The organism is Kitasatospora sp. NPDC059827 (assembly GCF_042731675.1).
GTDB lineage: Bacteria > Actinomycetota > Actinomycetes > Streptomycetales > Streptomycetaceae > Kitasatospora.
This window is the reverse complement of sequence record NZ_JBHWIV010000005.1, coordinates 86119-109038: the sequence shown is the minus strand read 5'-3', so window position 1 is coordinate 109038 and position 22920 is coordinate 86119. Positions and strand designations below refer to the sequence as shown.

The 22920-nt window shown below is 77.1% G+C and carries 9 protein-coding genes; 4 read left to right on the top strand and 5 right to left on the bottom strand.

From position 1 onward, the window contains the following. The first annotated feature begins 76 nt into the window (after positions 1-76). The 3 genes from ACFV8H_RS05100 to ACFV8H_RS05090 all read left to right on the top strand — a co-directional run bounded on the left by ACFV8H_RS05100 (position 77) and on the right by ACFV8H_RS05090 (position 3445). The gene (locus tag ACFV8H_RS05100; RefSeq protein WP_380396581.1) at positions 77-1717 is read left to right on the top strand and encodes an FAD-dependent monooxygenase; all 1641 of its coding nucleotides are present in this window, start codon (positions 77-79) and stop codon (positions 1715-1717) included. Positions 1718-1832: 115 nt separating this feature from the next. Beyond that, on the top strand, positions 1833-2861 hold the full coding sequence (locus ACFV8H_RS05095; RefSeq protein ID WP_380396580.1) for a 3-oxoacyl-[acyl-carrier-protein] synthase III C-terminal domain-containing protein: 1029 nt from the start codon (positions 1833-1835) through the stop codon (positions 2859-2861). Positions 2862-2905: 44 nt separating this feature from the next. After that, a complete protein-coding gene (locus ACFV8H_RS05090; RefSeq protein WP_380396579.1) occupies positions 2906-3445 on the top strand; it encodes a cysteine hydrolase family protein in 540 nt (179 codons plus the stop codon). A 75-nt stretch (positions 3446-3520) separates the two neighbouring features. On the opposite strand, the gene ACFV8H_RS05085 is transcribed toward ACFV8H_RS05090, so the two are convergent. After that, the gene (locus ACFV8H_RS05085; RefSeq protein WP_380396578.1) at positions 3521-3985 is read right to left on the bottom strand and encodes a DUF4267 domain-containing protein; all 465 of its coding nucleotides are present in this window, start codon (positions 3983-3985) and stop codon (positions 3521-3523) included. Positions 3986-4078: 93 nt separating this feature from the next. Further along, the gene (locus tag ACFV8H_RS05080; protein WP_380396577.1) at positions 4079-4525 is read right to left on the bottom strand and encodes an anthrone oxygenase family protein; all 447 of its coding nucleotides are present in this window, start codon (positions 4523-4525) and stop codon (positions 4079-4081) included. Positions 4526-4613: 88 nt separating this feature from the next. Between ACFV8H_RS05080 and ACFV8H_RS05075 the strand changes: the two genes are divergently transcribed. Next, positions 4614-5192 carry a TetR/AcrR family transcriptional regulator gene (locus ACFV8H_RS05075; RefSeq protein WP_380396576.1) on the top strand — a complete coding sequence of 193 codons (579 nt, stop codon included), beginning with the start codon at positions 4614-4616 and terminating at the stop codon, positions 5190-5192. Positions 5193-5264: 72 nt separating this feature from the next. On the opposite strand, the gene ACFV8H_RS05070 is transcribed toward ACFV8H_RS05075, so the two are convergent. The 3 genes from ACFV8H_RS05070 to ACFV8H_RS05060 are packed head-to-tail and all read right to left on the bottom strand — an operon-like array spanning position 5265 to position 22642. Continuing rightward, positions 5265-6443 carry an acyl-CoA dehydrogenase family protein gene (locus ACFV8H_RS05070; protein WP_380396575.1) on the bottom strand — a complete coding sequence of 393 codons (1179 nt, stop codon included), beginning with the start codon at positions 6441-6443 and terminating at the stop codon, positions 5265-5267. After that, positions 6440-13216: an amino acid adenylation domain-containing protein gene (locus ACFV8H_RS05065; protein WP_380396574.1), complete on the bottom strand. Its 6777-nt coding sequence runs from the start codon at positions 13214-13216 to the stop codon at positions 6440-6442. Before ACFV8H_RS05065 ends, ACFV8H_RS05070 begins: the two co-directional genes overlap by 4 nt. A 57-nt stretch (positions 13217-13273) precedes the next feature. Continuing rightward, positions 13274-22642, bottom strand: a complete 9369-nt coding sequence (locus ACFV8H_RS05060) for a type I polyketide synthase (protein WP_380396573.1) — start codon at positions 22640-22642, stop codon at positions 13274-13276. Positions 22643-22920 lie beyond the last annotated feature (278 nt).

Sequence of the window (22920 nt, the reverse complement as noted above, 5' to 3'; positions counted from 1 at the left end):
GACCTCCCCTGACGACGACGGGGCCCGCACCGCAACCGGCCCGGCACCCGCCCGACACCCGTACGAGAGAAGAGACGTGACCAGCAGCGCCGACCCCACCGCCCCCCGCCCCACCGGCAGACGGCCCGTCCTGATCGTCGGCGCCGGCCCGGTCGGACTCACCTCCGCGGCCGAACTGCTGCGCCGCGGCGTCGACATCCACCTGGTCGACCGCGCCCCGGCCCCCTCCCCGCTCACCAAGGCCCTGCTGGTGTGGCCGCGCACCCTGGAGGTGCTGCGCCGGCTCGCCGACCCGGCCGGCACCGCCGCCCGCAGCCTGCCGGTCGACGCCTTCCACTACTACTCCGAGGGCCGCCCGATCGCCACGCTCGACCTGACCGGTCGCGCCCAGCCGGTGATCCTCCCCCAGCCCGAGATCGAGGACCTGCTCGGCGCCGCCGTCACCCGGCTCGGCGGCGAGGTCGAACGCGGCACCGCGCTCACCGGGCTGGAGCAGCACCCCGACCACGTGGTCGCCGTGCTGCGCGGCGCCGACGGCACCGAGCGGCGCGCCGAGTACGCGTACGTCCTCGGCTGCGACGGGGCCGGCAGCACCGTCCGGGAGCTGCTCGGCCTCAGCTTCGAGGGCCTCACCTACCCCAACACCTTCATGCTGGTCGACGCCTACGTGGACGGCCCGCTCAAGCACGACGCCGCCCACTACTTCTGCTCCTCGCGCGGCGTGCTGGTGATCATCGGACTGCCCGGCGGCCGCTCCCGGGTCTTCACCTCGCTCCCGCCCGGCCTCGCCCCCGAGGACGCCACCCTGGAGCTGATGCAGCAGGTCGTGGACGAGCGCGGCCCGGGCGGCCTCACCCTCCGCGACTCCGCCTGGACCAGCACCTTCGCGGTGCACGCCCGGCACGCCGAGCGCTACCGCGAGGGCCGGGTGTTCCTGGTCGGCGACGCCGCCCACATCCACAGCCCGGCCGGCGGCCAGGGCCTCAACACCGGTGTCACCGACGCCCAGAACCTCGCCTGGAAGCTCGCCCTGGTCTGGCGCGGCGAGGCCGGCACGCCGCTGCTCGACAGCTACCACACCGAGCGCACCCAGGTCGCCCGCGCCGTCGTCCGCCAGGCCGACCTGCAGACCCGCGCCTGGCTGCTGCGCAAGCCCGCCCAGGTCACCGCCCGCGACCGGGCCGCCGCGACCGCCTCCCGGTTCGGCCTGTTCGACCTCGACTACATCCCCTGGCTGGCCGGCCTGCGCACCGTCTACGGCGAGGGCCGGGAGACCAGGCTGCGCAGCTGGAAGCTCTGGGGCCACCGCTTCGTGCCCGGGGCGCTCACCCCCGACCGGCAGGTCTGGGACCGCCGGCTCGGCCGCCGGCTGTCGCTGCGCGAGGCCGTCTCCGACCTCCAGCACACCCTGCTGGTCGAACTGCCCGGAACCGCCCTGCCGCCGCGGGTCGCCCGCGCCCTGGAGCAGGCCGAGAAGCGCCACCCCGGGCTGCTGGACGTCCGGGTGCTGGACGCCACCGGCACCCTGCACGACGGCGCACCGGCCGAGCCCGACCCCGCTCGCGGGTCGTCCGGCCGCGGGTCCGGTCGCGGCTCCGGTCGCGGCTCCGTGGTGCTGGTCCGCCCCGACCAGCACGTCCACGCCCGGCTCCCGCTGCACGAGGCGCACCGGGTCACCGCCCTGCTGGACGAGGCCCTGCACCACCCCGCCCGCTGACCCCACCCGTTGGCCCCGCCCGTTGGCCCCGCCCGTTGGCCCCGCCCGTTGGCCCCGCCCGTTGGCCCCGCCCGTTGGCCCCGCCCGCCGACCCCTACCCCTGAGGACCGCCCCGATGCGCTTCGACCCACCGCCCCGGATCGCCGCCGTGGTCGACTGGCTCCCCCCGACCACGGACACCGCGGCAGCGGCGGTCGCCGGGGGGCGGGTCACCGCCGAGAACGCCGCCAAGGACGGCTACCTCGAACTGCCCGTCAGCGACGGCCCCTCGGGCCCCGAGATGGCCGTCCTCGCCGCCGCCAAGGCGATCGGCGAGGCCGGCTGCCCGGCCGAGTCCATCGGCCTGGTCGTCCACGCCTGGATCTACCACCAGGGGCACGACTTCTGGTCCCCCGCCCACTACGTCGCCCAACACGCGGGCGCCGTACGGGCGGTGCCGCTCGGCGTCCAGCAGATGTGCAACGGCGGGGCCACCGCGGTCGAGCTGGCGGCCGTCCGGCTGGCCGCCGACCCGGCCCTGGAACGGGCCCTGGTCACCACCGGCGACCGCTTCGCCGCCCCCGGCTTCGACCGCTGGCAGGGCGACTACGGGGTCGCCTACGGGGACGGCGCGACCGCGCTCGTGCTGGACCGCGAGCGCGGCCCGTACCGGCTGCTCGCCGCGCACACCGCCGCCGCCCCCGACCTGGAGTCCATGCACCGCGGCCACGACGCCTTCTCCCCCGCGCCCCGCGCCAACGGCGAGACCCTCGACATCCGGCGCACCAAGAAGGCCTTCCTCGGCGACGGCCTCGGCCCGCACTTCGCCGCCACCGCGGGCGAGGGCGTGGCCCGGGCCGTCCGCGGCGCCCTCGCCGACGCCGGCCTCGCCCCGGACGACCCCCGGCTCGGCCACCTGCTGCTCCCCCGGCTCGGCCGCACCGTCCTGGAGACCGCCTACCTCCCGGCCGTCGAGCGCCTCGGACTCACCGGCGTCGAGGTGCTCGACCTGGGCACCCGCACCGGCCACCTGGGCGCGGGCGACGCCGCCGCCGGCCTGGCCCACCTGCACACCCGCGGCTTGCTCGAACCCGGCCGGATCGCCATCCTGCTGAGCGCCGGTGCCGGCTTCACCTGGACCGCCCTGCTCGTCGCCGCCGAGTGAGCGACCGGCCGCCACCCGTCACGACCGACCACCGAGGAACCCCGATGCCCAACTCCCCCGCCGCCCTCACCCCCGGCACCGTCCTGGTGCTGGTCGACCTCCAGCAGTGGATCGTCAGCCGCCCGGTCGCCCCGCTCAGCGGCCCCGAGGTGGTCCGCTCCGCCGCCCGGCTCAAGACCGCCTTCGAGGCCGCCGGCCGGCCCGTCGTCCTGGTCCGCTACGCCCGGATGGACGGCAGCGACGGCGGCCCCGACTCCGCCTTCAACCGCTTCGCCCCCGAGGTCGCCGCCCGCCCCGGCAACGAGGTGGTCACCAAGTACGGCATCGACGCCTTCGCCGGCACCGACCTCGCCGACCGGCTCAACCGCCTCGGCGCCACCGACCTGGTCATCGCGGGCATCGCCACCGAGTACGGCGTCGGCGAGACCGTCCGCACCGCCGTCAACCTCGGCTACCCCACCACCGTCGTCGAGGACGCCGTCGCCGCCCTCTCCCCCCAGGGCCACACCGCCGCCGTCGACGCCTTCCACCGCATGGGCGTCACCCTCACCCGCACCGACCCCCTGCTCACCCCCGCGGGCTGAGCGCCCCCACGCACCCGCACCACCGAGCCCCCGCCCGGGACCTTCCCCGGGCGGGGGCTCCGCGCGCTCCCACGCTCAGCCCGCGGCGCGGGCCGGAACGGGGACCGGGGCGGACGTCGGGGCAGACGACGGGGCGGACGTCGGGGCACCGGACAGCCGGCGCGTCTCCCGGAGGGTCAGCAGGCCGGTGACGACCATCGCCACCCCCGTCAGGCCGTGGACGCCCAACGCGGCGCCGGCGGAGCCGTGGTGGGCGAGCACGGTGGCCATGTCGCCGAACGGGATGACGGACCCGGCCAGCAGGACCCAGGCCAGGGCGCGGCGCTGACCGGTCAGCAGCAGCACACCCAGGATCAGGGCGTTCGCGACGTCGCGGACGCCCTTGAGGACCAGGAAGCCGCCGCCGTCGCCGGCGGGCCAGCTCGGCAGGCCGAAGGTCGGCGCGATGGTCCCGGGGGCCAGCACGAAGGTCAGCCCGAACCAGAGGACGAAGAGGATGCCCGCGGTGGTCAGGGCGGTGTTCACGGTCTTGAGGGACATCGGGGTCTCCTTGCGGAAGTCGGGCGTGCCGGAGTCGGGCGTGCCGGGGTCGGGCGTGCCGGGGTCGGGCGTGCGGGAGTCGGACCGGCGGGCTCAGACGAGGGCGGTGACCAGCAGGGCGAAGGCGGCGACGATCACGGCGACCCGGGCGTAGTGGTAGCGGTCCCAGCGGTCCGACTGCTCCTGCCAGTCCGCGGGACGGTTCTCCGGGGTCCAGGTCTTGCTCCGGTTGTTGATCGGGACGAGCAGCAGGACCGACATCAGCACGCTGACGATCAGCAGCGCGCCGGCGGTGACGAGGAGCCAGGTGCCGTGGTGGTGCCGGTCGGCGACGGCCCAGACCGCGACCAGGACGAGCGAGCCGATGTACCAGAACGGCATCACGGCACCGAGCATCCGCCCGCCGTGGGCGCGGCCGAGCTGGCCGGCGTCCTCGGGGAGCGCCTTGAGGATCCGGTTGAGGACGACGGCGACGGCGAACTCCACCCCCACCATCACGCCGAGTTCCACGGTGGTGAGGACCTTGAGTGCGTCGAGCATGATTCCCCCTGGTTTCTAGCGCTGCTAGCTGACGTGTCGATGCTAGACCTACTGCCGCTTGAATGTCTAGCGGTGCTAGGATCGAGTCATGTCGGTACAGGAACGAAAGCAGCGCGACCGGGCGGAACGTGAACGCCTCATCGTGGCGACAGCCCGTGAACTCGCCGAGCAGCAAGGCTGGGAGGCGGTCACCACCCGCCGGCTCGCCGAGCGCATCGAGTACAGCCAGCCCGTCCTCTACAGCCACTTCCGCGGCAAACGGGAGATCATCGGTGCCGTCGCCCTGGAGGGCGTCACCGAGATGGCCGCGGCGCTGCGGGCCGCGACCCGCGCCGCGGACGGACCGCGCGCCCGGGTCACCGCCCTGGCCCGCACCTACCTCGACTTCGCCGCCCGCAACCCGGCGGTCTACGACGCCCTGTTCCAGCTCGACGGCGGCCTGGCCTTCGCCGAGGAGGACACTCCCGAACCGTTGAAGGACGGCTTCGCCGCCCTGCTGGAGACCCTCGCCGACGTCGCCGGGGAGGGCGTGGACCCGGGCCTGTTCACCGAGGTGTTCTGGGCCGCCCTGCACGGACAGGCCACCCTGACCAGGGCCCGGCGCCTCCCCCCGGAGGACACCGGGCGCCGGGTGCAGCTCCTGGTGGACCGGCTCGCCGGGCTCTGAACCGCCGCCGTGCTCTGAACCGCCGCCGGGCGCCGTCCGGAGGACGGCGCCCGGTCCATCGGTTCGCGCAGGTCAGAGGTGGGACGAGGACGGGTCGCCGCCGAGGCGGAGCTCGCCGACGGCGTCCAGGACGCGTTCGGCGGAGGCGACGTGCCGGCCCGCCGTGATGACGTCGCGCAGGCAGCGGTCGAGCGGGGTGCGCTCGGTGTAGACGGCCGCGGAGCCGACCAGGTCGTAGAGGTGCTGGACGGCCTCCCGGCAGGCGCGGTGGGCGTACTGGCGGGCGAGGGCGGCGGTGCCGCGCTCGGGGGCGCGGCCCGCGGCCTGGGCGGCCCAGGCCCGCTCCAGGGTGGTGTAGACGTAGGCGTCGGCGGCGCCGATCAGGGCCTCCGCGTGGGCCAGGTCGGCCGGGGCGGAGGGCCTGGGCAGGGCGGGGCCGCGGGCGGTGAGCAGTTCCCGGGCGCAGGCCAGCGCGGAGCGGGCGATGCCGAGCGGGACGCCGGCCATCTTGAGGGCCAGGTTGTCGGCGCGCAGGTGGAGCGGCTGCGGGGCGCCGGCCGCCGGGGGCGCGAAGGTGTGCCGGTCCGGGACGAACAGGTCGGCGACCTCGACGTCGTGGGAGCCGGTGCCGCGCAGCCCGGTGGTGTGCCAGGTGTCGAGCACCCGGACGTCCGCGGCGTCCAGGACCGCGACCCGCGGGGCGCCGTCGGGGGCCAGGAACCCGGCCAGCAGCCGGTCGGCGTGGGTGATCCCGCTGGCGTACGTCCACCGGCCGGACAGCAGGTACCCGCCGTCGTGCCGGACGGCCCGGCCGAGCGGCGGCAGCACCGTGGCGGTGATCAGGTCCGGGTCCGGGAACAGCTCGGCGAACACCTCGGCGGGCAGCGAGACCACCGCGAGCGAGGCGTTGAGCGCGACGGCGGCGCACCAGGCGACCGAGGCGTCGCCCTCGGCCAACAGGTCGACGGCCCGGGTGAGTTGCGGCGCGGTCAGCTCGACCCCGCCCAGGGCGGGCGGCAGGGCGGCGCGCAGCAGTCCGGTGGCCCTGAGGCCGTCGAGCAGGTCGGCCGGGATCCGCCCCCGCCGCTCCACCTCCGGCGCGCGGGCCGGCAGGGTCGCGGCGAAGGCCCGGACCCGGTCCAGTACCTCGCCGGCGGTGGGCCCCGATCCGGGGGCCCGGGGCGGCAGTTCGACGACGGTCATCCGCTCGTCCTCCAAGCTCGGCCGGTCCGGCCGGTGGGTGTCGGTCACAGGTCGCCCAGCGCCTTGTCGAGCTCGGCCGCCAGGGCGGGGAGGTGGGGCGGGCGCATGACGGTGTAGTGGTCGCCGGGCAGGTCGACGGCCTCGGCCGCGTCGCCGAGCAGGTCCAGCCACCGGCGGGTGGTGCCGGTGGTGGCGCCGTCCATGGCGCGCAGCAGCCGGACCCGGCCCCGGTACGGGGTGGGCCGGTGCTCGGCCAGGGCGCGGCTGAGGTGCAGGAAGCGGCCCGCGAGCCGGTCCAGGGTGGCGGGGTCGACGTCGTCCGGGAGGACGGCGGCCCGCCGGGCCCGGGTGAGCAGTTCCGCGGTCGGGGTGCGGTCGCCGGTGGGCGCGAAGGCCTCCGGGCCGGGGTGCCAGTCGCGTCCGGCCAGCCCGGCGAGGTCGTGGGCGAACCGGGCGAGCAGGTCGGCGTCGGACTGCGGCCCGGCCGGGCCGGGCGGCTCCAACAGGTCGACGGCCGCGACGAGTTCGACGGTGGCACCGCGGGCGGTGAGCAGCGCGGCGGCCTCCAGGGCGAGCACGCCGCCCATGGACCAGCCGCCGAGCCGGTACGGGCCGTCGGGGAAGCGCGCGGTGATCGCGTCGGCGTAGTGGGCGGCCAGCTCGGCCACGGTCGGAGCGGGTTCGGGGTCGGGGTACTGGAGGGCGTGCACCGGCTGGTCCGGGTCCAGCAGGGCGGCGAGCCCCGCGTAGCAGAGCACGTCGCCGCCGACCGGGTGGATCAGGAACAGGGGCGGCCGGCTGCCGGTGGACCGGATCGGGACGAGCGCCGCCCGGCCCTCGTCGGCGGGCCGTTCGCGCAGCACCTCGGCGAGCGACTCGACGGTCGGGCGGGCGAGCAGGGTGGCGACGGGGAGCGAGCGGCCGGTGTCCCGGTGGATCCGGGCCATCATCCGCACCGCGAGCATCGAGTCGCCGCCGAGGTCGAAGAAGTTCTCGGTGACGCCGAGCTCCCGGGTGGCCGTGTTCGGGAAGAACTCGGCCCAGATTCCGGCGAGTTGACGTTCGACCGCGTCGCGCGGCGGGACGGTCGCGGCGGAGCGCGGGGCGGTCTCCCCCGGCGCGGGCAGGCGTCGGCGGTCCACCTTGCCGTTGTCGGTCAGCGGCAGTTCGTCCAGCCGGACGATCCGGGCGGGCACCATGTAGCCGGGCAGTTCCCGGCCGAGCGCCGCCCGCAGTTCCTCCTCCGGGAGCTCGGCCGACGCGGTGTCGCCCACCACGTACCCGAGCAGCCGCCGGGGCCCGCCCGGCTCGCCCTCGGCCACCGCGGCGGCCGCCCGCACGCCCGGTCGGCGCAGCAGCGCGGCCTCGACCTCGCCGAGTTCGATCCGGTGCCCCTGGATCTTCACCTGGAAGTCCGCGCGGCCCAGGAACTCGATCTCGCCGTCCGGCAGGTAGCGGCCGAGGTCGCCGGTGCGGTAGAGCCGCTCGCCGGTGACCGGGTGGTGCGGGAAGGCGGCGCGGGTCCTGGCCTCGTCGCCGAGGTAGCCGCGGGCCAGGCCGGTGCCGGCGATGTACAGGTCGCCGGGGACGAGGGCCGGGCGCGGCCGCAGCGCCTCGTCCAGCACGTGGAAGCGCTGGTTGCGCATCGGCCGGCCGTACGGGATGCTCGCCCGCTCCCGGTCCGTCCGCTCGACCGGGTGCTGGATCGACCAGACGGACGCCTCGGTCGCGCCGCCCAGGGCGTGGACGCGGGCGCCGGGCAGCAGCTCGGCGACGCTCTCGGGGAGGGTGACGGGGATCCAGTCGCCGCTCAGCAGCACCAGGCGCAGCGGGGGCGTGCCGCCGACGGCCCGCAGGTGGTCGGTGAACATCTCCATCAGCGCGGGGACGCTGTTCCAGACCGTCACCCGGTGCCGTTCGGCCAGCTCCAGCCAGGCGGCCGGTTCGCGCCGCGCGGCCTCGTCGGGCAGGACGAGGGCGCCGCCGGCCGCGAGCAGGCCGAAGACGTCGTAGACGGAGAGGTCGAAGTTGAGCGCGGACAGGGCGAGGACGCGGTCCTCGGCGCTCACGCCGTACCGGTCGTTGACGTCCCGGAGGGTGTTGACGGCGCCGGTGTGCTCGATCATCACGCCCTTGGGCACGCCGGTGGAGCCCGAGGTGAAGATGACGTACGCGAGGTCCTCGGGCCGGGCCGGGGAGGGCGGCAGCGGCTCGCCGGAGCCGTCCTCCTCCGGCTCGGTGTCGACGTTCACCAGCTGTGTGCCGTCCGGCAGTTCGAGGGTCTCCGCGAGCGCCGAGCGGGTCAGGACCAGCCCGATGCCGGCGGCCTCGACGATCATCCGCAGCCGGCGGGCCGGCATCGCGGCGTCCACCGGCACGTAGGCGGCGCCGGCCTTGAGGACGCCCAGCGCGGCGACCACCTGCTCCCAGCCCTTGTCCGTCACGATGCCGACCGGCACGCCCGGGCCCGCGCCGTGCGCGATCAGCCGGCGGGCGATCCGGTCGGAGCGGCGGTCCAGCTCGCCGTAGCTCAGCGTCCGGTCGGCGGTGATGACGGCGGGGGCGGTGGGCCGGGCCGCGGCCTGCCGCAGGAAGCCGTCGTGCAGCAGCTCGGCCGGGACGGGGGCGTCGGTGGCGTTGGCGGCCCGTCGCAGGGCCAGGTCGGCGGCGGGCACGGGCACGGCCGCCGGCCGGCGCCACGCCCCCTCGCCGCACAGCTCCCGGACCAGTTCCCGGTAGGCCTCCCACATGCCGTCGACCACGCCGTCGGGGAACACCTCCTCGACCACGTCCCAGTTCAGGACCAGTTCACCGGCCTCCTCCAGGGCCTGGTGGTCGAGCCAGACCTGCGGGGTGCGGACCGAACTGGAGGCCAGCCGGCCGGAGCGGCCGAGCCCGGTCAGCGCCGTCAGGGCGCCGCCACCCTCGCCGGAGGCGTCCTGCGCCGAGAAGCCGATGGTGCTGGTGAACACCACGGGCATGCTCGCCAGGCCCGTCCCGGCCCGGGTGCGGTTGAGTTCGCGCAGCACCTCGACGCCGCTGACGTAGCCGTGGTCGAGGTCGGTCAGCAACTGGCGCTGGAGCCGCAGGGCGCCGGTGGCGAAGGACTCGGCGGGGGCGGCGTCGACCTCCAGCAGGGTGGTCGCGCTGAGGTTGCCGAGGACCCGGGCGACGTCCTCGTGCAGCGGCCGCCGGTGGAAGGCCAGCAGGTTGAGCGTGAAGCGCGGCGACTCGCTCCAGGCGCCCAGCACCTGCGCGTACGCGGCGCACAGGGCCGCCGAGGGCGAGACGCCCGCCGCGTCGGCGTTCGCCCGGAACCGCTGCCAGGCCGCCGGCTCGATCCGGGCCGTGCGGTGGGTGAACACCGGCCGGCGCGGTACCGCCCCGGGGCGCAGCGGCAGCCGGGGCGCGGACGGCAGGGTGGCGAGGCGGGCCTGCCAGTAGGCGAGCGACTCCGCGCGCCGCTCGGCGTCCGTGCGGGCGGCGGCGAGCACGTAGTCGCGGTAGCTGACGCCGGGGGCGGGCGTCGCGGGGGCGCCGTCGCGGTAGGCCTGCGCCCACTCCCGGAACAGCACGCCGGAGCTGCGGCCGTCGACGATCAGCGCGTCGAAGGTGAGGTGCAGCCGGGTGGTGCGCTCGTCCAGCAGGGTCGCCCGGACGTCGAACAGCGGCCAGGCCTCGGTGTCGAACACCCGGTCGCGCAGCTCCCGGTGGGTCGCGGCGAGGCGCTCCGCCCGCTCGGCCGCGTCGAGGGTCCGCAGGTCGGCGGTGGCGATCCGGTACGCGGGGACCTCGGCGAGCACCCGCTGGTACCCGTCCCGGGAGACCACCGCGCGGAGCATGTCGTGGCGGTCGATCAGCTGCCGCAGGGCGGCGGCGAGCCGGTCGAGGTCGGTGTCGGTCAGGTCGAGCTCGACCAGGAAGGAGGTGGCGACGTTGCCCAGCTCGAAGGCGTCCGTCCGGCCGACCAGGTAGGCCTGCTGGAGGTCGGTGAGCGGGAACGGCTCGTACCGGGCCGCCGGGTCGGCGACCAGCACCGCACCGGGCCGCTCCGCCGGGGTGGTGGCGGCACCGCCGTACGAGGCCCGGACGCGCTGCGCGAGTTCGGCGACGCTCCGGCCGTCCAGCAGTTCGGGCAGCGGGAGGTCGACGCCGAGCCGCCGGGCGAGGGTCTGCCGGATGTCCATCGCGATCAGCGAGTCGGCGCCCAGGCTGCGCAGCGGTCGGTGCAGGTCCTCGCCGGTGACGGCCGCGCCGCGCGCCCGGCCGACGATGCCGACCACCAGCGCGGCGACGTCGACGTCCCGGTCCCCGGGTACGGCCTGCTCCGCTACGGCCTGTCCCGGTACGGCCCGCTCCGGCCGCGCGACGGCGCTCGGCACCGCCTCCAGCCGTACGCCCTCGGCCAGGGCCACCGGCGCACCGTCGGCGCCGACCAGCCGCACCTGGGCGACCAGCGGCCCGCCGCCGTGCGCCGGGGTCCCCTCCGGCCGGGGGTCGCCGTTCCACAGCCAGTAGCGCTCGCGCTGGAACGGGTAGCCGGGCAGCGGCACGGGCGGGCCGACGGGCTCGCCGTGCACCCGCGCCCAGTCGATCCGGGCACCCCGGACGTACAGCGCGCCGAGACCGTCCAGCAGGGTGCGGCGGGCGTCCTCCCCCGCGCGCAGCGACGGCAGGAACCCGGCGTCCCCGGCGTCCCCGGCGTCTGCCCGGGCCCGGTCGAGGAGCGGGGAGGCGGGGCCGAGCACCACGAAGGCGCGGTGCCCCTCGCGCAGCAGCGCGGCGAGGCCCTCGGCGAACCGCCGGTCCGCCTCGGTGGCGGTATCGGCGGTAGCGGCGGTGCCGGCGGCGGCCGGGCTCGCCGTGCCCGCGACGCGGGCGGCCAGCGCCTCGCCCTCGGCGCCGTGCCCGAGGACGGCGGCGGGCTGCACGCCCCAGGACCGCCACAGCTCGGCCAGCGCGTACTGGACGGCGGACGCCGAGGGCCGGTCCCCGGGCTGCTCGGCGCACCGCTCCAGGGCGCTGCGGAAGACCGGCTCGGTCGCGGCCAACTCGGCCGCCGCGTCGGCGAACCGCCCCTCCGGGCCGCCGGTGAACAGGAACACCGGGCCGCGCCCGCCCTCCGGGGTACGGGCCCCGCGGCGGACCCCGGCGGGCCGTTCCCCGTCCGGGCCGGTCCGGGCGAGCAGCCCGCGCAGCTCGGCGGTGGAGGAGGCGACGGCGGTGAGCCGGTGCGGGAAGTGCGCCCGCCCGAGGCCGGTGGTCCGGCAGATCTCCGCGAGCGACCGGTCGGCGAGCCCGTAATCGAGCAACTCGGCGTAGCGAAGGGCGAGTTCGGCGAGGGCGGCCGGTGTCTTCGCCGACAGGGTGAGCAGCTCCGGACGGTCCGGTGCCGCCTCCGCGCCGTCGCCGGGGGCGGCCGCCGGGGCCTCCTCGATGATCACGTGGGCGTTGGTGCCGGTGATGCCCTGCGAGGACACCCCGGCCCGCCGGGGCCCCGCGCTCGGCGGCCAGTCGCTCGCCTCGGCGACCAGCTCGACCGCGCCCGCCGACCAGTCGACGTGCGGGGTGGGCTCGGCGACGTGCAGGGTGGCGGGGAGCCGGCCGTACCGCATCGACAGCACGGTCTTGATCACCCCGGCGACGCCCGCCGCCGCCTGGGTGTGCCCGATGTTGGGCTTGAGCGAGCCGAGCCGCAGCGGCTGCCCGGGGTCGCGGTCGCGCCCGTAGGCGGCCAGCAGGGCGCGGGCCTCGATCGGGTCGCCGAGCGGGGTGCCGGTGCTGCTCGCCTCCACCACCTGGACGTCGCCGGGCGAGAGCCGGGCGTCGGCCAACGCCTGCCGGACGACCCGCTGTTGGGCCGAGCCGCTGGGCGCGGTGAAGCCGTTGCTGGCGCCGTCCTGGTTCACCGCGCTGCCGCGCACCACGGCCAGTACGGGGTGGCCCAGCCGCCGGGCGTCCGACAGCCGCTCCACCAGCAGCACGCCCACGCCCTCGGCGAGCCCGCTGCCCGCGGCCTGCGCGGAGAACGGGCGACATCGGCCGTCCGGTGACAGCCCCTGCATCCGGGTGAACTCGGTGAACAGCTGCGGGGTGGCCATCACCGTCGCGCCGCCCGCCAGCGCCATCGCGCACTCGCCGCGGCGCAGCGACTGCACAGCCAGGTGCAGCGCCACCAGGGAGGACGAACAGGCCGTCTCCACGGTCAGCGAGGGACCGCGCAGGCCCAGCGTGTACGAGATCCGGCCGGCGGCGGCACCGCCCACCGAGCCGGTGGTCAGGAAGCCCTCCGCCTCCTCGGGCACCTCGCCGCGCCCCTGCCCGTAGTCCAGGCAGGACAGCCCGGTGAACACCCCGGTCTCGCTGTCGCGCACCGACTCCGGGTCGATCCCGGCGTCCTCGAAGGCCCGCCAGGCGGTCTCCAGCAGCAGCCGCTGCTGCGGGTCCATGGCGAGCGCCTCGCGCGGGCTGATGCCGAAGAAGGCCGCGTCGAAGTCGGCCACGTCGGGCAGGAAGCCGCCGGAGCCGGTCAGGCTCGGGCCCGCGCCTCCGACGGGGTCGTGCAGGCCCTCCGCCCAGCCGCGGTCGCGGGGGAACGCGCCGACGGTCTCCCCGCCGGAGGCCAGCAGCCGCCACAGGGCCTCGGGCGAGTCGATGCCGCCCGGGTAGCGGCAGGCCATGCCGACGATCGCGATCGGCTCCTGCGGCCCCTCCTCCAGTTCGCGCAGGCGCTCACGGGCCTGGTGCAGGTCGACGGTGAGGCGCTTGAGGTAGCCGAGCAGCTTCTCGTCGGCTGCCGGTGTCACTGCTGCTGATGCCATGACGGATCGGTCCTTGCGGGGAGGGTGGGGGTGGCCGGTGGGGGGGTGGGGGCGGTGTCAGGTCAGCTGGGCGTCGATGAAGGCGAACAGCTCCTCGGCGGTGGCGGCCTCGATCAGCGCCGCCACGTCCTCCGCCGGATCGGCCGTCTCCGCTGCCACCACCTGCGGTTCCGCCGCCGCCGTCACGGGTTCCGGATCGGCCGCCTCGGCCGGTGCGAGCGCGGCGTCCAGCACCGCGACCAGCTCCGGCAGGGTCGGCGCCTCGAACAGCAGGGTGACGGGCAGCTTGACCTCCGTCGCCGCGCCGAGCCGGTTGCGGAACTCGACCGAGGTGAGCGAGTCGAAGCCGAGCTCGCCGAACGGCCGGTCGGCCGGGACGGCCTCGGGCCGGCAGCCCAGGACGGCGGCCATCTGGGTGCGGATCAACTCGGCGAGCAGCTCGGCGCGTTCGTCGGCGCCCAGCCCGGCCAGCTCCTCCCGCAGCGGCCGGTTGCGCCGCCCGGGGGCGCTCCCGGGCCGCTGCGGCCCGGCGGCGGCCAGGACGGAGCGCAGCACCGGCGGCAGGTCGCCGCCGAGCTCGCGCAGCGCCGCGCGGTCCAGCCGGGCGGGCAGCAGGGCGGCGTGCGGGGAGAGCAGGGCCGCGTCCAGCAGGGCGAGGCCGAGCTCGGGCGCCATCGCGACCAGTCCGGCCCGGGCGAAGCGGGCGCGGTCGGCGGCGCCGAGCCCGCCGAGCATGCCGTCCGGGTCGTCCCACAGGCCCCAGCCGAGGGCGAGCCCGGGCAGGCCCTGGGTGCGGCGGTGCCGGGCGAGCGCGTCCAGGAAGGCGTTGGCGGCGGTGTAGCCGCCCTGCCCGGCGCCGCCGAGCGTCGCCATCACCGAGGAGATCAGCACGAAGGCGGTGAGCGGGTGGCCGGCGGTCAACTCGTGCAGGTGCCAGGCGCCGTCGGCCTTGGTCCGCATCACCCGGTCGATCCGGTCGGGGGTGAGCGAGGTGATCGGCGCGTCGTCCACGACGCCCGCGGCGTGGACCACGGCGGTCAGCGGGTGCCGCTCGGGGACGGCGGCGATCATCGCGGCCACCGCGGCCCGGTCGGCGACGTCGACCGCGGCGAACCGCACCTCGGCGCCCGACTCCGCGAGTTCGGCGGCGAGTTCGGCCGCGCCGGGCGCGTCCGCGCCGCGCCGTCCGGCCAGCAGGAGCCGTCGGGCACCGTGGGCGGTGACCAGGTGCCGGGCGAGGGCCCGGCCGATGGCGCCCGTGCCGCCGGTGATCAGGACGGTCCCGTCCGGGTCGAGCACCGGCGGCACGGTCAGCACGACCTTGCCGACGTGCCCGCCCCGGCTCAGCAGCCCGAAGGCCTCGGGTGCGCGCCGCACGTCCAGGTCGGTCACCGGCGCCCGGCCGAACGCGCCCTCGGCGAACAGCTCGACCACCCGGCGCAGCAGCCGGCCGAGGTGCTCGGGCGGCAGCTCCAGCAGGTTCATCGCCCGGTAGCGGGCCCCGGGGTGGGCGGCGGACACCTCGGCGGGGTCGCGCCGGTCGGCCCGGCCGAGTTCGACCAGCAGGCCGCCGGGGCGCAGCGACCGCAGGGACTCGTCCACGGCCGCACCGGTCAGCGAGTTCAGTACGAGCGCCATCCCCCGTGCACCGGAGGGGAGTTCGGCGAAGCGCGCGCCGAAGCCGGGCTCACGGGAGGAGGCCAGGTGGGCGTCGTCCAGCCCGAGGGCGCGCAGGGCGGGCCACTTGGCGGGGGCGGCGGTCGCGAAGACCTCCGCGCCCAGGTGCCGGGCGAGTTGGACGGCGGCCGTGCCGACACCGCCCGCCCCGGCGTGGATCAGCACGGCGTCGCCCGCGCGCACCCCGCCCAGTTCGACCAGGGCGTGCAGGGCGGCCAGGTGGGCGACCGGCACGGCGGCGGCCCGGGTGAAGGACCAGCCCTCGGGGATCCGCACCAGGGTGCGGTGGTCGGCGTGGGCGACGGTGCCGAGGGCGGCGGGGAACAGGCCCATCACCCGGTCGCCGACGGTCAGCCCGGTGACCCCGGGGCCGGTCGCGGTGACCACGCCCGCGCCCTCCAGCCCGAGCGGGCCCGGGTCCCCGGTGTGCAGGTCCAGCGCGCCCAGGACGTCGTGGAAGGTGAGCCCGGCGGCGCGGACCGCGATCCGGACCAGGCCGGGGCCCGGTGCGGCGGCGGCCTCGGGGCAGGGGCGCAGCTCCAGGGCGTCGAGGGTGCCGGGCTCGGAGAGGTCCAGCCGCCAGTCCACCGCGTCCTTCGGGATCGTCAACGCGCGCTCCCCCGCCGCGGATCGCAGCCGGGGCACCAGGACGGATCCGTCCCGGACGGCCAGCTGGTGCTCCTCCGGCATCAACGCCTCGGCCGGGACCCCGGCCGTCTCCGGCCCGAGGTCGACCAGGACGAACCGGCCCGGGTGCTCGACCTGGGCCGTCCGCACCAGCCCCCAGGCCGCCGCCTGGGCGAGGTCCCGGACGGTCTCGCCGCCTCGGACGGCGACGGCCCCGCGGGTCACCAGCACCAGCCGGGCCCCGGCGAGCCGCTCCTCGGCCAGCCAGCGGCCGAGCAGGTCGCGCGTCCGACGGGTCACGGTACGGGCCGCCGTCGCCGGATCGGTCCCGTCCGCGCCCGCCGGACAGTCCACCAGGACGTGTGCGGGCGGCTCGGCCGCCGTGCACAGCGCCTCCAGATCGAGGGCGTCCCCCGGAACAGATCCATGATGTTCCGTCAGATTGCCTTCGAGGGAATCGAGTTGCTCCCAGTCGAGCGCGAACAGCGAGTCCCGCGCGGCGGCTTCGGGATCGACCGAGCCGCCGGTCTCCGCGACCGGGCACAGCTCGACCGACTCGACCAGCCCCACCGCGGCCCCCGAGGCGTCCCGCAGGGTCAGCCGGAGGCCTCCGCCCGCGGCGGGCACCGCGTGCACCCGCAGGGCCGTCGGGCCGGCACCGCCGGTCAGCGACACGCCGCGCCAGCGCAGCGGCTGGGTGCGCCGCCCCTGCTGCCCCAGCGCGTCGGCGATCAGCCCGTGCAGGGCGGCGTCGAGCAGGGCGGGGTGCAGGTGGTGGGCCCCGGCGGCCTCGGCGGCCGGCTCGGGCAGGACGGCCTCGGCGAACCGCTCGCCGTCCCGCCGCCAGGCGGCCCGCAGCCCCTGGAACACCGGCCCGTACGCGTGGCCGTGCAGGGCGAGGTCCTGGTACGCGCGCTCCGGCGGCACCGGCACGGCACCGGTCGGCGGCCACTCCCCGGCCTCCCCGGCCTCCTCGAACGGTACGGCTCCAGCGGCCCCGAGGGTGCCGGTGGCGTGCTCGGTCCACTCCCCGCCGGTCGCCCGGCCGGAGATCCGGCAGGTCCGCAGCCCGGCGCCGTTCTCGCCGGTGATCCGGACCCGCAGGTCGACGGCGCCGTCCGCGGGCAGCACCAGCGGTGCGGTGACGGTCAGTTCCTCGATCCTTGCCGCCCCGGACCGGGCACCCGCGTGCAGCGCCAGGTCCAGGAAGGCGCTGCCGGGCAGCACGACCGCACCGGCGAGGGCGTGGTCGGCCAGCCAGGGGTGGCTGCGGGTCGCCAGCCGTCCGGTGAACACCGTTTCGCCGTCGCCGAGTTCGACGGCCGCGCCGAGCAGCGGGTGGTCGGCCGGGGCCTGGCCGAGGCCGGCGGTGCCGGTCGGTCCGGCGGTGGCGGTGAGCCAGTAGCGGCGCCCCTGGAAGGGGTAGGTGGGCAGCTCGGGGCGGTCGGCGGCGGTGCCGGTACCGGCGCCGGTGAGCCGGTCCCAGGCGATCGGCAGGCCCCGGACGTAGGCCTCGGCGGCGGAGGTGAGGAAGCGGCGCAGTCCGCCGTCCTCGCGGCGCAACGAGCCGGTCACCGTCCCCTCGACTCCGGCCTCCTCCAGGATCCGGCCGATACTGCCGACCAGCACCGGGTGCGGGCCGACCTCGACGAAGGTGGTGTGGCCGGCGGCGATCAGCGCCTCGACGGCCTCCTGGAAGCGCACGGTGTGCCGCAGGTTGGCGTACCAGTAGGAGGCGTCGAGCCCGGCGCCGTCCTGCCAGTCGGCGGTGACCGAGGACATCAGCGCCGTGCCGCCGCCGCGCGGGGTGAGCGGCGCCAGCCCGGCCAGGATCCGTTCCCGGATCGGTTCGACCGCCGGGCAGTGCGAGGCGAAGGCCGCCGGGATCACCCGGGCCTCGACGCCCTCGGCCCGGTAGCCGTCGACCAGTTCGGCGATCGCCGCCGGCGGCCCGGCCACGGCCGTGCTGCCGGGGCCGTTGACCGCGGCGACGGCCAGCGGCTCGACGAGCCGTTCCCGCACCCGCGCGGCGGGCAGCGGGACGACGGCCATCGCGCCCTTGCCCATCAGCTCGATCGCCACGCTGCTGCGCAGCGCGATGGCGCGGGCGCCGTCCTCCAGCGAGAGCGCCCCGGCCACCACGGCGGCGGCGATCTCGCCCTGGGAGTGGCCGACCACGGCGTCCGGGACGACCCCGGCGGCGCGCCACAGTTCGGCCAGCGACACCATCACGGCCCACAGCGCGGGCTGCACGACGTCGATCCGGTCCAGCAGCGGCGCCCCGGCCAGGACGTCCGCCAACGACCAGTCCACGTACGGCGCGAGCGCCCGCTCGCACTCGGCCAGCCGGGCCGCGAAGACCGGGCTCTCGGCGGCGAGCGCCGCCGCCATCCCCTGCCACTGGCCGCCCTGGCCGGGGAAGACCAGGACGGTCCGCCCGGGTTCGCCGGCCCGGCCGGTGACGACGGCGCGGTTCTCCTCGCCGCGGGCCAGGGCGTCCAGCGCCCGGTCGGCCTCGGCGCGGTCGGCGGCGATCACCACGGCGCGCTCGTCGAAGGCCGTACGGGCGGTCAGGGCCGGTGCGGCCGCGGTCGGGTCGAGCGGGGCGGCGGCCAGCCGCCGGGCCTGCTCGCGCAGCGCCTCGGGGGTGCGGGCGGACAGCACCACGGGCACCACGGGCGGGCGCTGCGGCTGCTCCGCGGTTCCGGCGTCGGTTCCGGCCTCGGTTCCGGCCTCGGTTCCGGCCGCGACGACGGGCGGCTCGGTGAGGATGACGTGCGCGTTGGTGCCGCTGATCCCGAAGGAGGAGACGCCGCCGCGCCGGGGCCCGCCGGTCCGCGGCCAGGGCCGGGCCCGGTCGAGCAGGGCCACCGCTCCGGCCGTCCAGTCCACGTGCGGGGACGGCCGGTCGACGTGCAGGGTCGCGGGCAGGGTGGCGTGCCGGATCGCCTGCACCATCTTGATCACGCCGCCGACGCCGGCCGCCGCCTGGGCGTGCCCGATGTTGGACTTGAGCGAGCCCAGCCACAGCGGCCGCCGCCCGTCCCGGTCCTGCCCGTAGGCGGCGAGCAGGGCGTTCGCCTCGATCGGGTCGCCCAGCGCGGTGCCGGTGCCGTGCGCCTCGACGGCGTCGACCTGGCGCGGGGTGAGCCCGGCGTCGGCGAGGGCGTCCTCGATGACGCGCTGCTGGGCGAGGCCGTTCGGCGCGGACAGTCCGTTGGAGGCGCCGTCGGAGTTGACGGCGCTGCCCGCGACGACCGCCAGCACCGGGTGGCCGTGGCGGCGGGCGGCGGAGAGCCGCTCGACCACCACCATCCCGGCGCCCTCGCCCCAGCCGGTGCCGTCCGCCTGCGCGGAGAACGCCTTGCAGCGGCCGTCGGCGGCCAGCACCCGCTGGCGGGAGAGCTCGACGAACATGCCGGGGGTGGCCATCACGGTGACGCCGCCGGCCAGGGCGAGCGTGCACTCCCCGGAGCGCACCGAGCGCACCGCCTGGTGCAGCGCCACCAGCGAGGCCGAGCAGGCGGTGTCCACGGTCAGCGCGGGGCCGTTCAGGCCGAGCAGGTAGGCGATCCGGCCGGAGACCACGCTCACGCTGGTGCCGGTCAGCAGGTGCCCGGCGACGCCGGGGCCGGCCGTCTCCATGCCGGGCCCGTAGTCGGCGTGCATCGCGCCGGCGAACACGCCGGTCCGGCTGCCCGCCAGTGCCGTCGGGTCGATCCCGGCGCGCTCCAGGGCCTCCCAGGCGACCTCCAGCAGGAGCCGCTGCTGCGGGTCCATGGCGAGGGCCTCGCGGGGGCTGATCCCGAAGAACTCCGCGTCGAAGTCCGGCGCCTCCCGGACGAAGCCGCCCCGGCGGACGTACGAGGTCCCGGTCCGGTCCTGGTCCGGGTGGAAGAGTGCGGCCAGGTCCCAGCCGCGGTCGTCCGGGAAGTCCCCGGTGGCGTCCGTCCCGGTGTCGACCAGGCGCCACAGGTCCTCGGGCGAGCGCACCCCGCCGGGGTAGCGGCAGGCCATGCCGACGATGACCACGGGGTCGTCCTCGTCCGGCTCCGGCGCCGCGTCGGTCCCCGGCGCACCGGTCACGGCTGCCTCCGGGGGCTGCGCCACCGGCTCCGGGCCGGCCCGGAGCGCCCCGATCGCGCCGGCCAGGGCGGCCGGGCTGGGGTGGTCGTACAGGACGGTGCTCTCCAGCGCCAGGCCGGTCGCGGCCGACAGCCGGTCGCGCAGTTCGAGCGCCATGGCGGAGTCCAGGCCCAGTTCCCGGAAGGTCCGGCCGGGCCGGACCTCGGCGGCCGAGCCGGCGTCCAGCACCACGGCGGTGTGGCTCCGGACCAGCTCCAGCAGCGCCCGCTGGTCCACGGCTGGGGCCTGCGGCGTAACGGGGGCCTGCGGTGTGACGGGCGCCTGCGGTACGGGCGCAGCGGGGTACGCGGCGGGGTGGACCGCCGCTCGAACGGCCGCGTCCGCCGTGTCCCCGCTCTCCTCCGGCGTCGCCCCCGGCAGCCCCGCCGGCCAGCAGGAGCGCCGCTGGAACGGGTACGTCGGCAGGTCGACCAGCGGCGCCGTGCCGGGCAGCAGCGCCGCCCAGTCCACCGCGACGCCCCGGACGAAGGCCTCGGCCGCCGCCGTGAGGAAGCGGCGGCGGTCCCCGCGCCCGCGCCGGAGCGTGCCGAGCACCGCGCCCGCACCGCCGCGCGCGTCGATCGCCTGCCGGAGGCCCAGCGCCAGCACCGGGTGCGGGCTGATCTCCAGGAAGGCGGTGTGGCCCGCGTCCAGCAGCCGCTCGACGGCCGGCCCGAAGCGCACCGGCTCGCGCAGGTTGCGGTACCAGTAGTGGGCGTCCAGCTCCGCGGTGTCCACGGGCGCCGCCGTGACGGTGGAGTGGAACGGCACGTCGACGGCGCGCGGGGCGACCCCGGCGAAGGCGGCGAGCAGTTCCTCCCGCAGGACCTCGACGGCCGCGCTGTGCGAGGCGTAGTCGATCGGCACCCGGCGGGTGCGCACCCGCGGCCCGTAGTGGGCGGCCAGTGCGTCAAGCGCGTCGGGCGGGCCGGCCACCACGGTGTGCGCGGGGCCGTTGACGGCCGCGACCGACAGCGCCGGGTGCACCGCAGCGAGGTCCGACCCGACCTCCCCGGAGGGCAGTTCGACGGACAGCAGGCCGCCCCGGCCGGCGATCCGGTTCAGCGCCCGGCTGCGCAGCGCGACGATCCGCGCGCCGTCCGCCAGCGACAGCGCGCCCACGGCGGTGGCGGCGGCGATCTCGCCCTGGGAGTGGGCCACCACGGCGGCGGGCTCCACCCCGGCCGAGCGCCACAGCGCGGCCAGCGACACCATCACCGCCCACAGCGCGGGCTGGATCACCTCGTCGCCCGCCAGCGCCGGCGCTCCCTCGGCGCCGCGCAGCACGTCCGTCAACGACCAGTCCACGTACGGGCGGAGGGCCTGCGCGCAGGCGTCGATCCGTTCGGCGAAGACCGGCGATCCGTCGAGCAGTTCCGCCGCCATGCCGGCCCACTGCGAGCCCTGGCCGGGGAAGACGAAGACCGGACGGACCGGCGGCCCGTCGTGCCGGCCCTCGACCACGGCCGCCGACGGCTGCCCGGCCACCCGTGCCGCCAGGGCGGCGAGGAAGGCGTCCCGGTCGTCCGCGACGACGACGCAGCGCTGCTCGAAGGTGCTGCGGGTGAGGGCCAGCGAGCGGCCCACCGCGGCCGGTCCGAGCTCCGGACGCTCCGCCACCCGGGCGCGCAGCCGCTCCGCCTGGTCCCGCAGCGCGGGTTCGTCCCGCCCCGAGAGCACCCAGGGCAGCGCCCCGGCCGCGCCCCCGCCGCCCGCCGGCGCGGGCTCGCCCGCGCGCCAGTCGGCCAGCAGCACGTGGCAGTTGGTGCCGCCGATGCCGAAGGAGCTGACCCCGGCGAGCAGCGGCCGCTCGGGCGCCGGCCAGTCCCGGAGTCCGGTGTTGACCGCCAGGTTGAGGTCGTCCAGCGGGATCCGGGCGCCGGGCCCGGTGTGGTTCAGGCTGGGCACGAGTTCGCGCGCGCCGACGCACAGCACGGCCTTGATGAGCCCGGCGATCCCGGCCGCGCCCTCCAGGTGGCCGATGTTGGTCTTGACCGAGCCGACCAGCAGCGGGTCGCCCGCCGCCCGGGCGGTGCCCAGCGCCGCGCCGAGCGCGGCGGCCTCGACCGGGTCCCCGGCCCGGGTGCCCGAGCCGTGCAGTTCGACGTACTGGACCTCGCCCGGCTCGACGCCCGCGTCGGCGCAGGCCGCGAGCAGCACCCGCCGCTGCGAGGCCCGGCCGGGGGTGGGCAGCGTCTCGGTCGCCCCGTCGTTGTTCAGGGCGCTGCCGCGGATGACGGCGTGGATCCGGTCGCCGTCCCGGACGGCGGCCTCCAGCGGCTTGAGGACGACGATCCCGCCGCCCTCGCCGCGGACGTAGCCGTCGGCGCGGGCGTCGAAGGTGTGGCAGCGCCCGGCGGGCGAGAGCGTCCCGGCCCGCTCCAGGGCCAGGGTGCTCTGCGGCGCCAGGATCAGGCTCACCCCGCCGGCCAGCGCGAGTTCGGACTCGCCGCTGCGCAGGCTGGCGCAGGCCAGGTGCACGGCGGTCAGCGAGGAGGACTGCCCGGTGTCGACCACCAGGCTCGGCCCGTGCAGGCCCAGCGCGTAGGAGATCCGGTTGGCGGTCACCCCGCGCTGCAGTCCGGTCAGGGTGTGCCCGGTGACCGCCTCGGGGCCGAGGCCGTGCAGCAGTGCGGCGTAGTCGTCGGCGATCACGCCGAGGAACACGCCGGTCCGGCTCCCGGCGAGCCCGGCCGGTCCGGTCCTGGCGTCCTCCAGGGCCTCCCAGGCCAGTTCGAGCGCCAACCGCTGCTGCGGGTCCATCGCGACGGCCTCGCGGCGGGAGATGCCGAAGAACTCCGGGTCGAAGCCGTCCACCCGGTCGAGGAAGCCGCCGCGGGCCGGCCCCCGGTCGCCGCGGCGCCCGGTGACCGCGTCCCCGCCGGCGCGCAGCAGCCGCCAGAACGCCTCCGGCCCGTCCGCCTGCGGGAAGCGGCAGCCGATCCCGACCACCGCGACCGCCCGGGGCGGGAGACCGTCCGCTTCGCGCCCAGCCATGCCCTGCATCGATGCACCCCCGTGAACCCCGGACAATCGGACCGCAGGCGACCGGGCACGGCACAACGGGCCACTCCCTCAAGTGGCCTGATGCACCGTCACCCGGTCCAGCTCCGGCCGCCGCCGACCCGTTCCCCGTAGTCGGCATGCACCCCTGAGCTGTCTGCGTGATCGACAGAGTATCAGCGTCCTTAGTCGCGTCAACACCTCATCGAGTATCGGAACCGTCAGGAATGGACGCACTCGGGCCGTCGGGTCGGGGGCCTCCGGACACTCCG

What these genes read in the sequence shown, in the direction of transcription:
- ACFV8H_RS05095 (WP_380396580.1), top strand. Translation starts at nt 1,833, where the DNA reads ATGCGCTTCGACCCACCGCCCCGGATCGCCGCCGTGGTCGACTGGCTC.
- ACFV8H_RS05090 (WP_380396579.1), top strand. Translation starts at nt 2,906, where the DNA reads ATGCCCAACTCCCCCGCCGCCCTCACCCCCGGCACCGTCCTGGTGCTG.
- ACFV8H_RS05085 (WP_380396578.1), bottom strand. Translation starts at nt 3,985, where the DNA reads ATGTCCCTCAAGACCGTGAACACCGCCCTGACCACCGCGGGCATCCTC.
- ACFV8H_RS05080 (WP_380396577.1), bottom strand. Translation starts at nt 4,525, where the DNA reads ATGCTCGACGCACTCAAGGTCCTCACCACCGTGGAACTCGGCGTGATG.
- ACFV8H_RS05075 (WP_380396576.1), top strand. Translation starts at nt 4,614, where the DNA reads ATGTCGGTACAGGAACGAAAGCAGCGCGACCGGGCGGAACGTGAACGC.
- ACFV8H_RS05065 (WP_380396574.1), bottom strand. Translation starts at nt 13,216, where the DNA reads ATGGCATCAGCAGCAGTGACACCGGCAGCCGACGAGAAGCTGCTCGGC.
- ACFV8H_RS05060 (WP_380396573.1), bottom strand. Translation starts at nt 22,642, where the DNA reads ATGGCTGGGCGCGAAGCGGACGGTCTCCCGCCCCGGGCGGTCGCGGTG.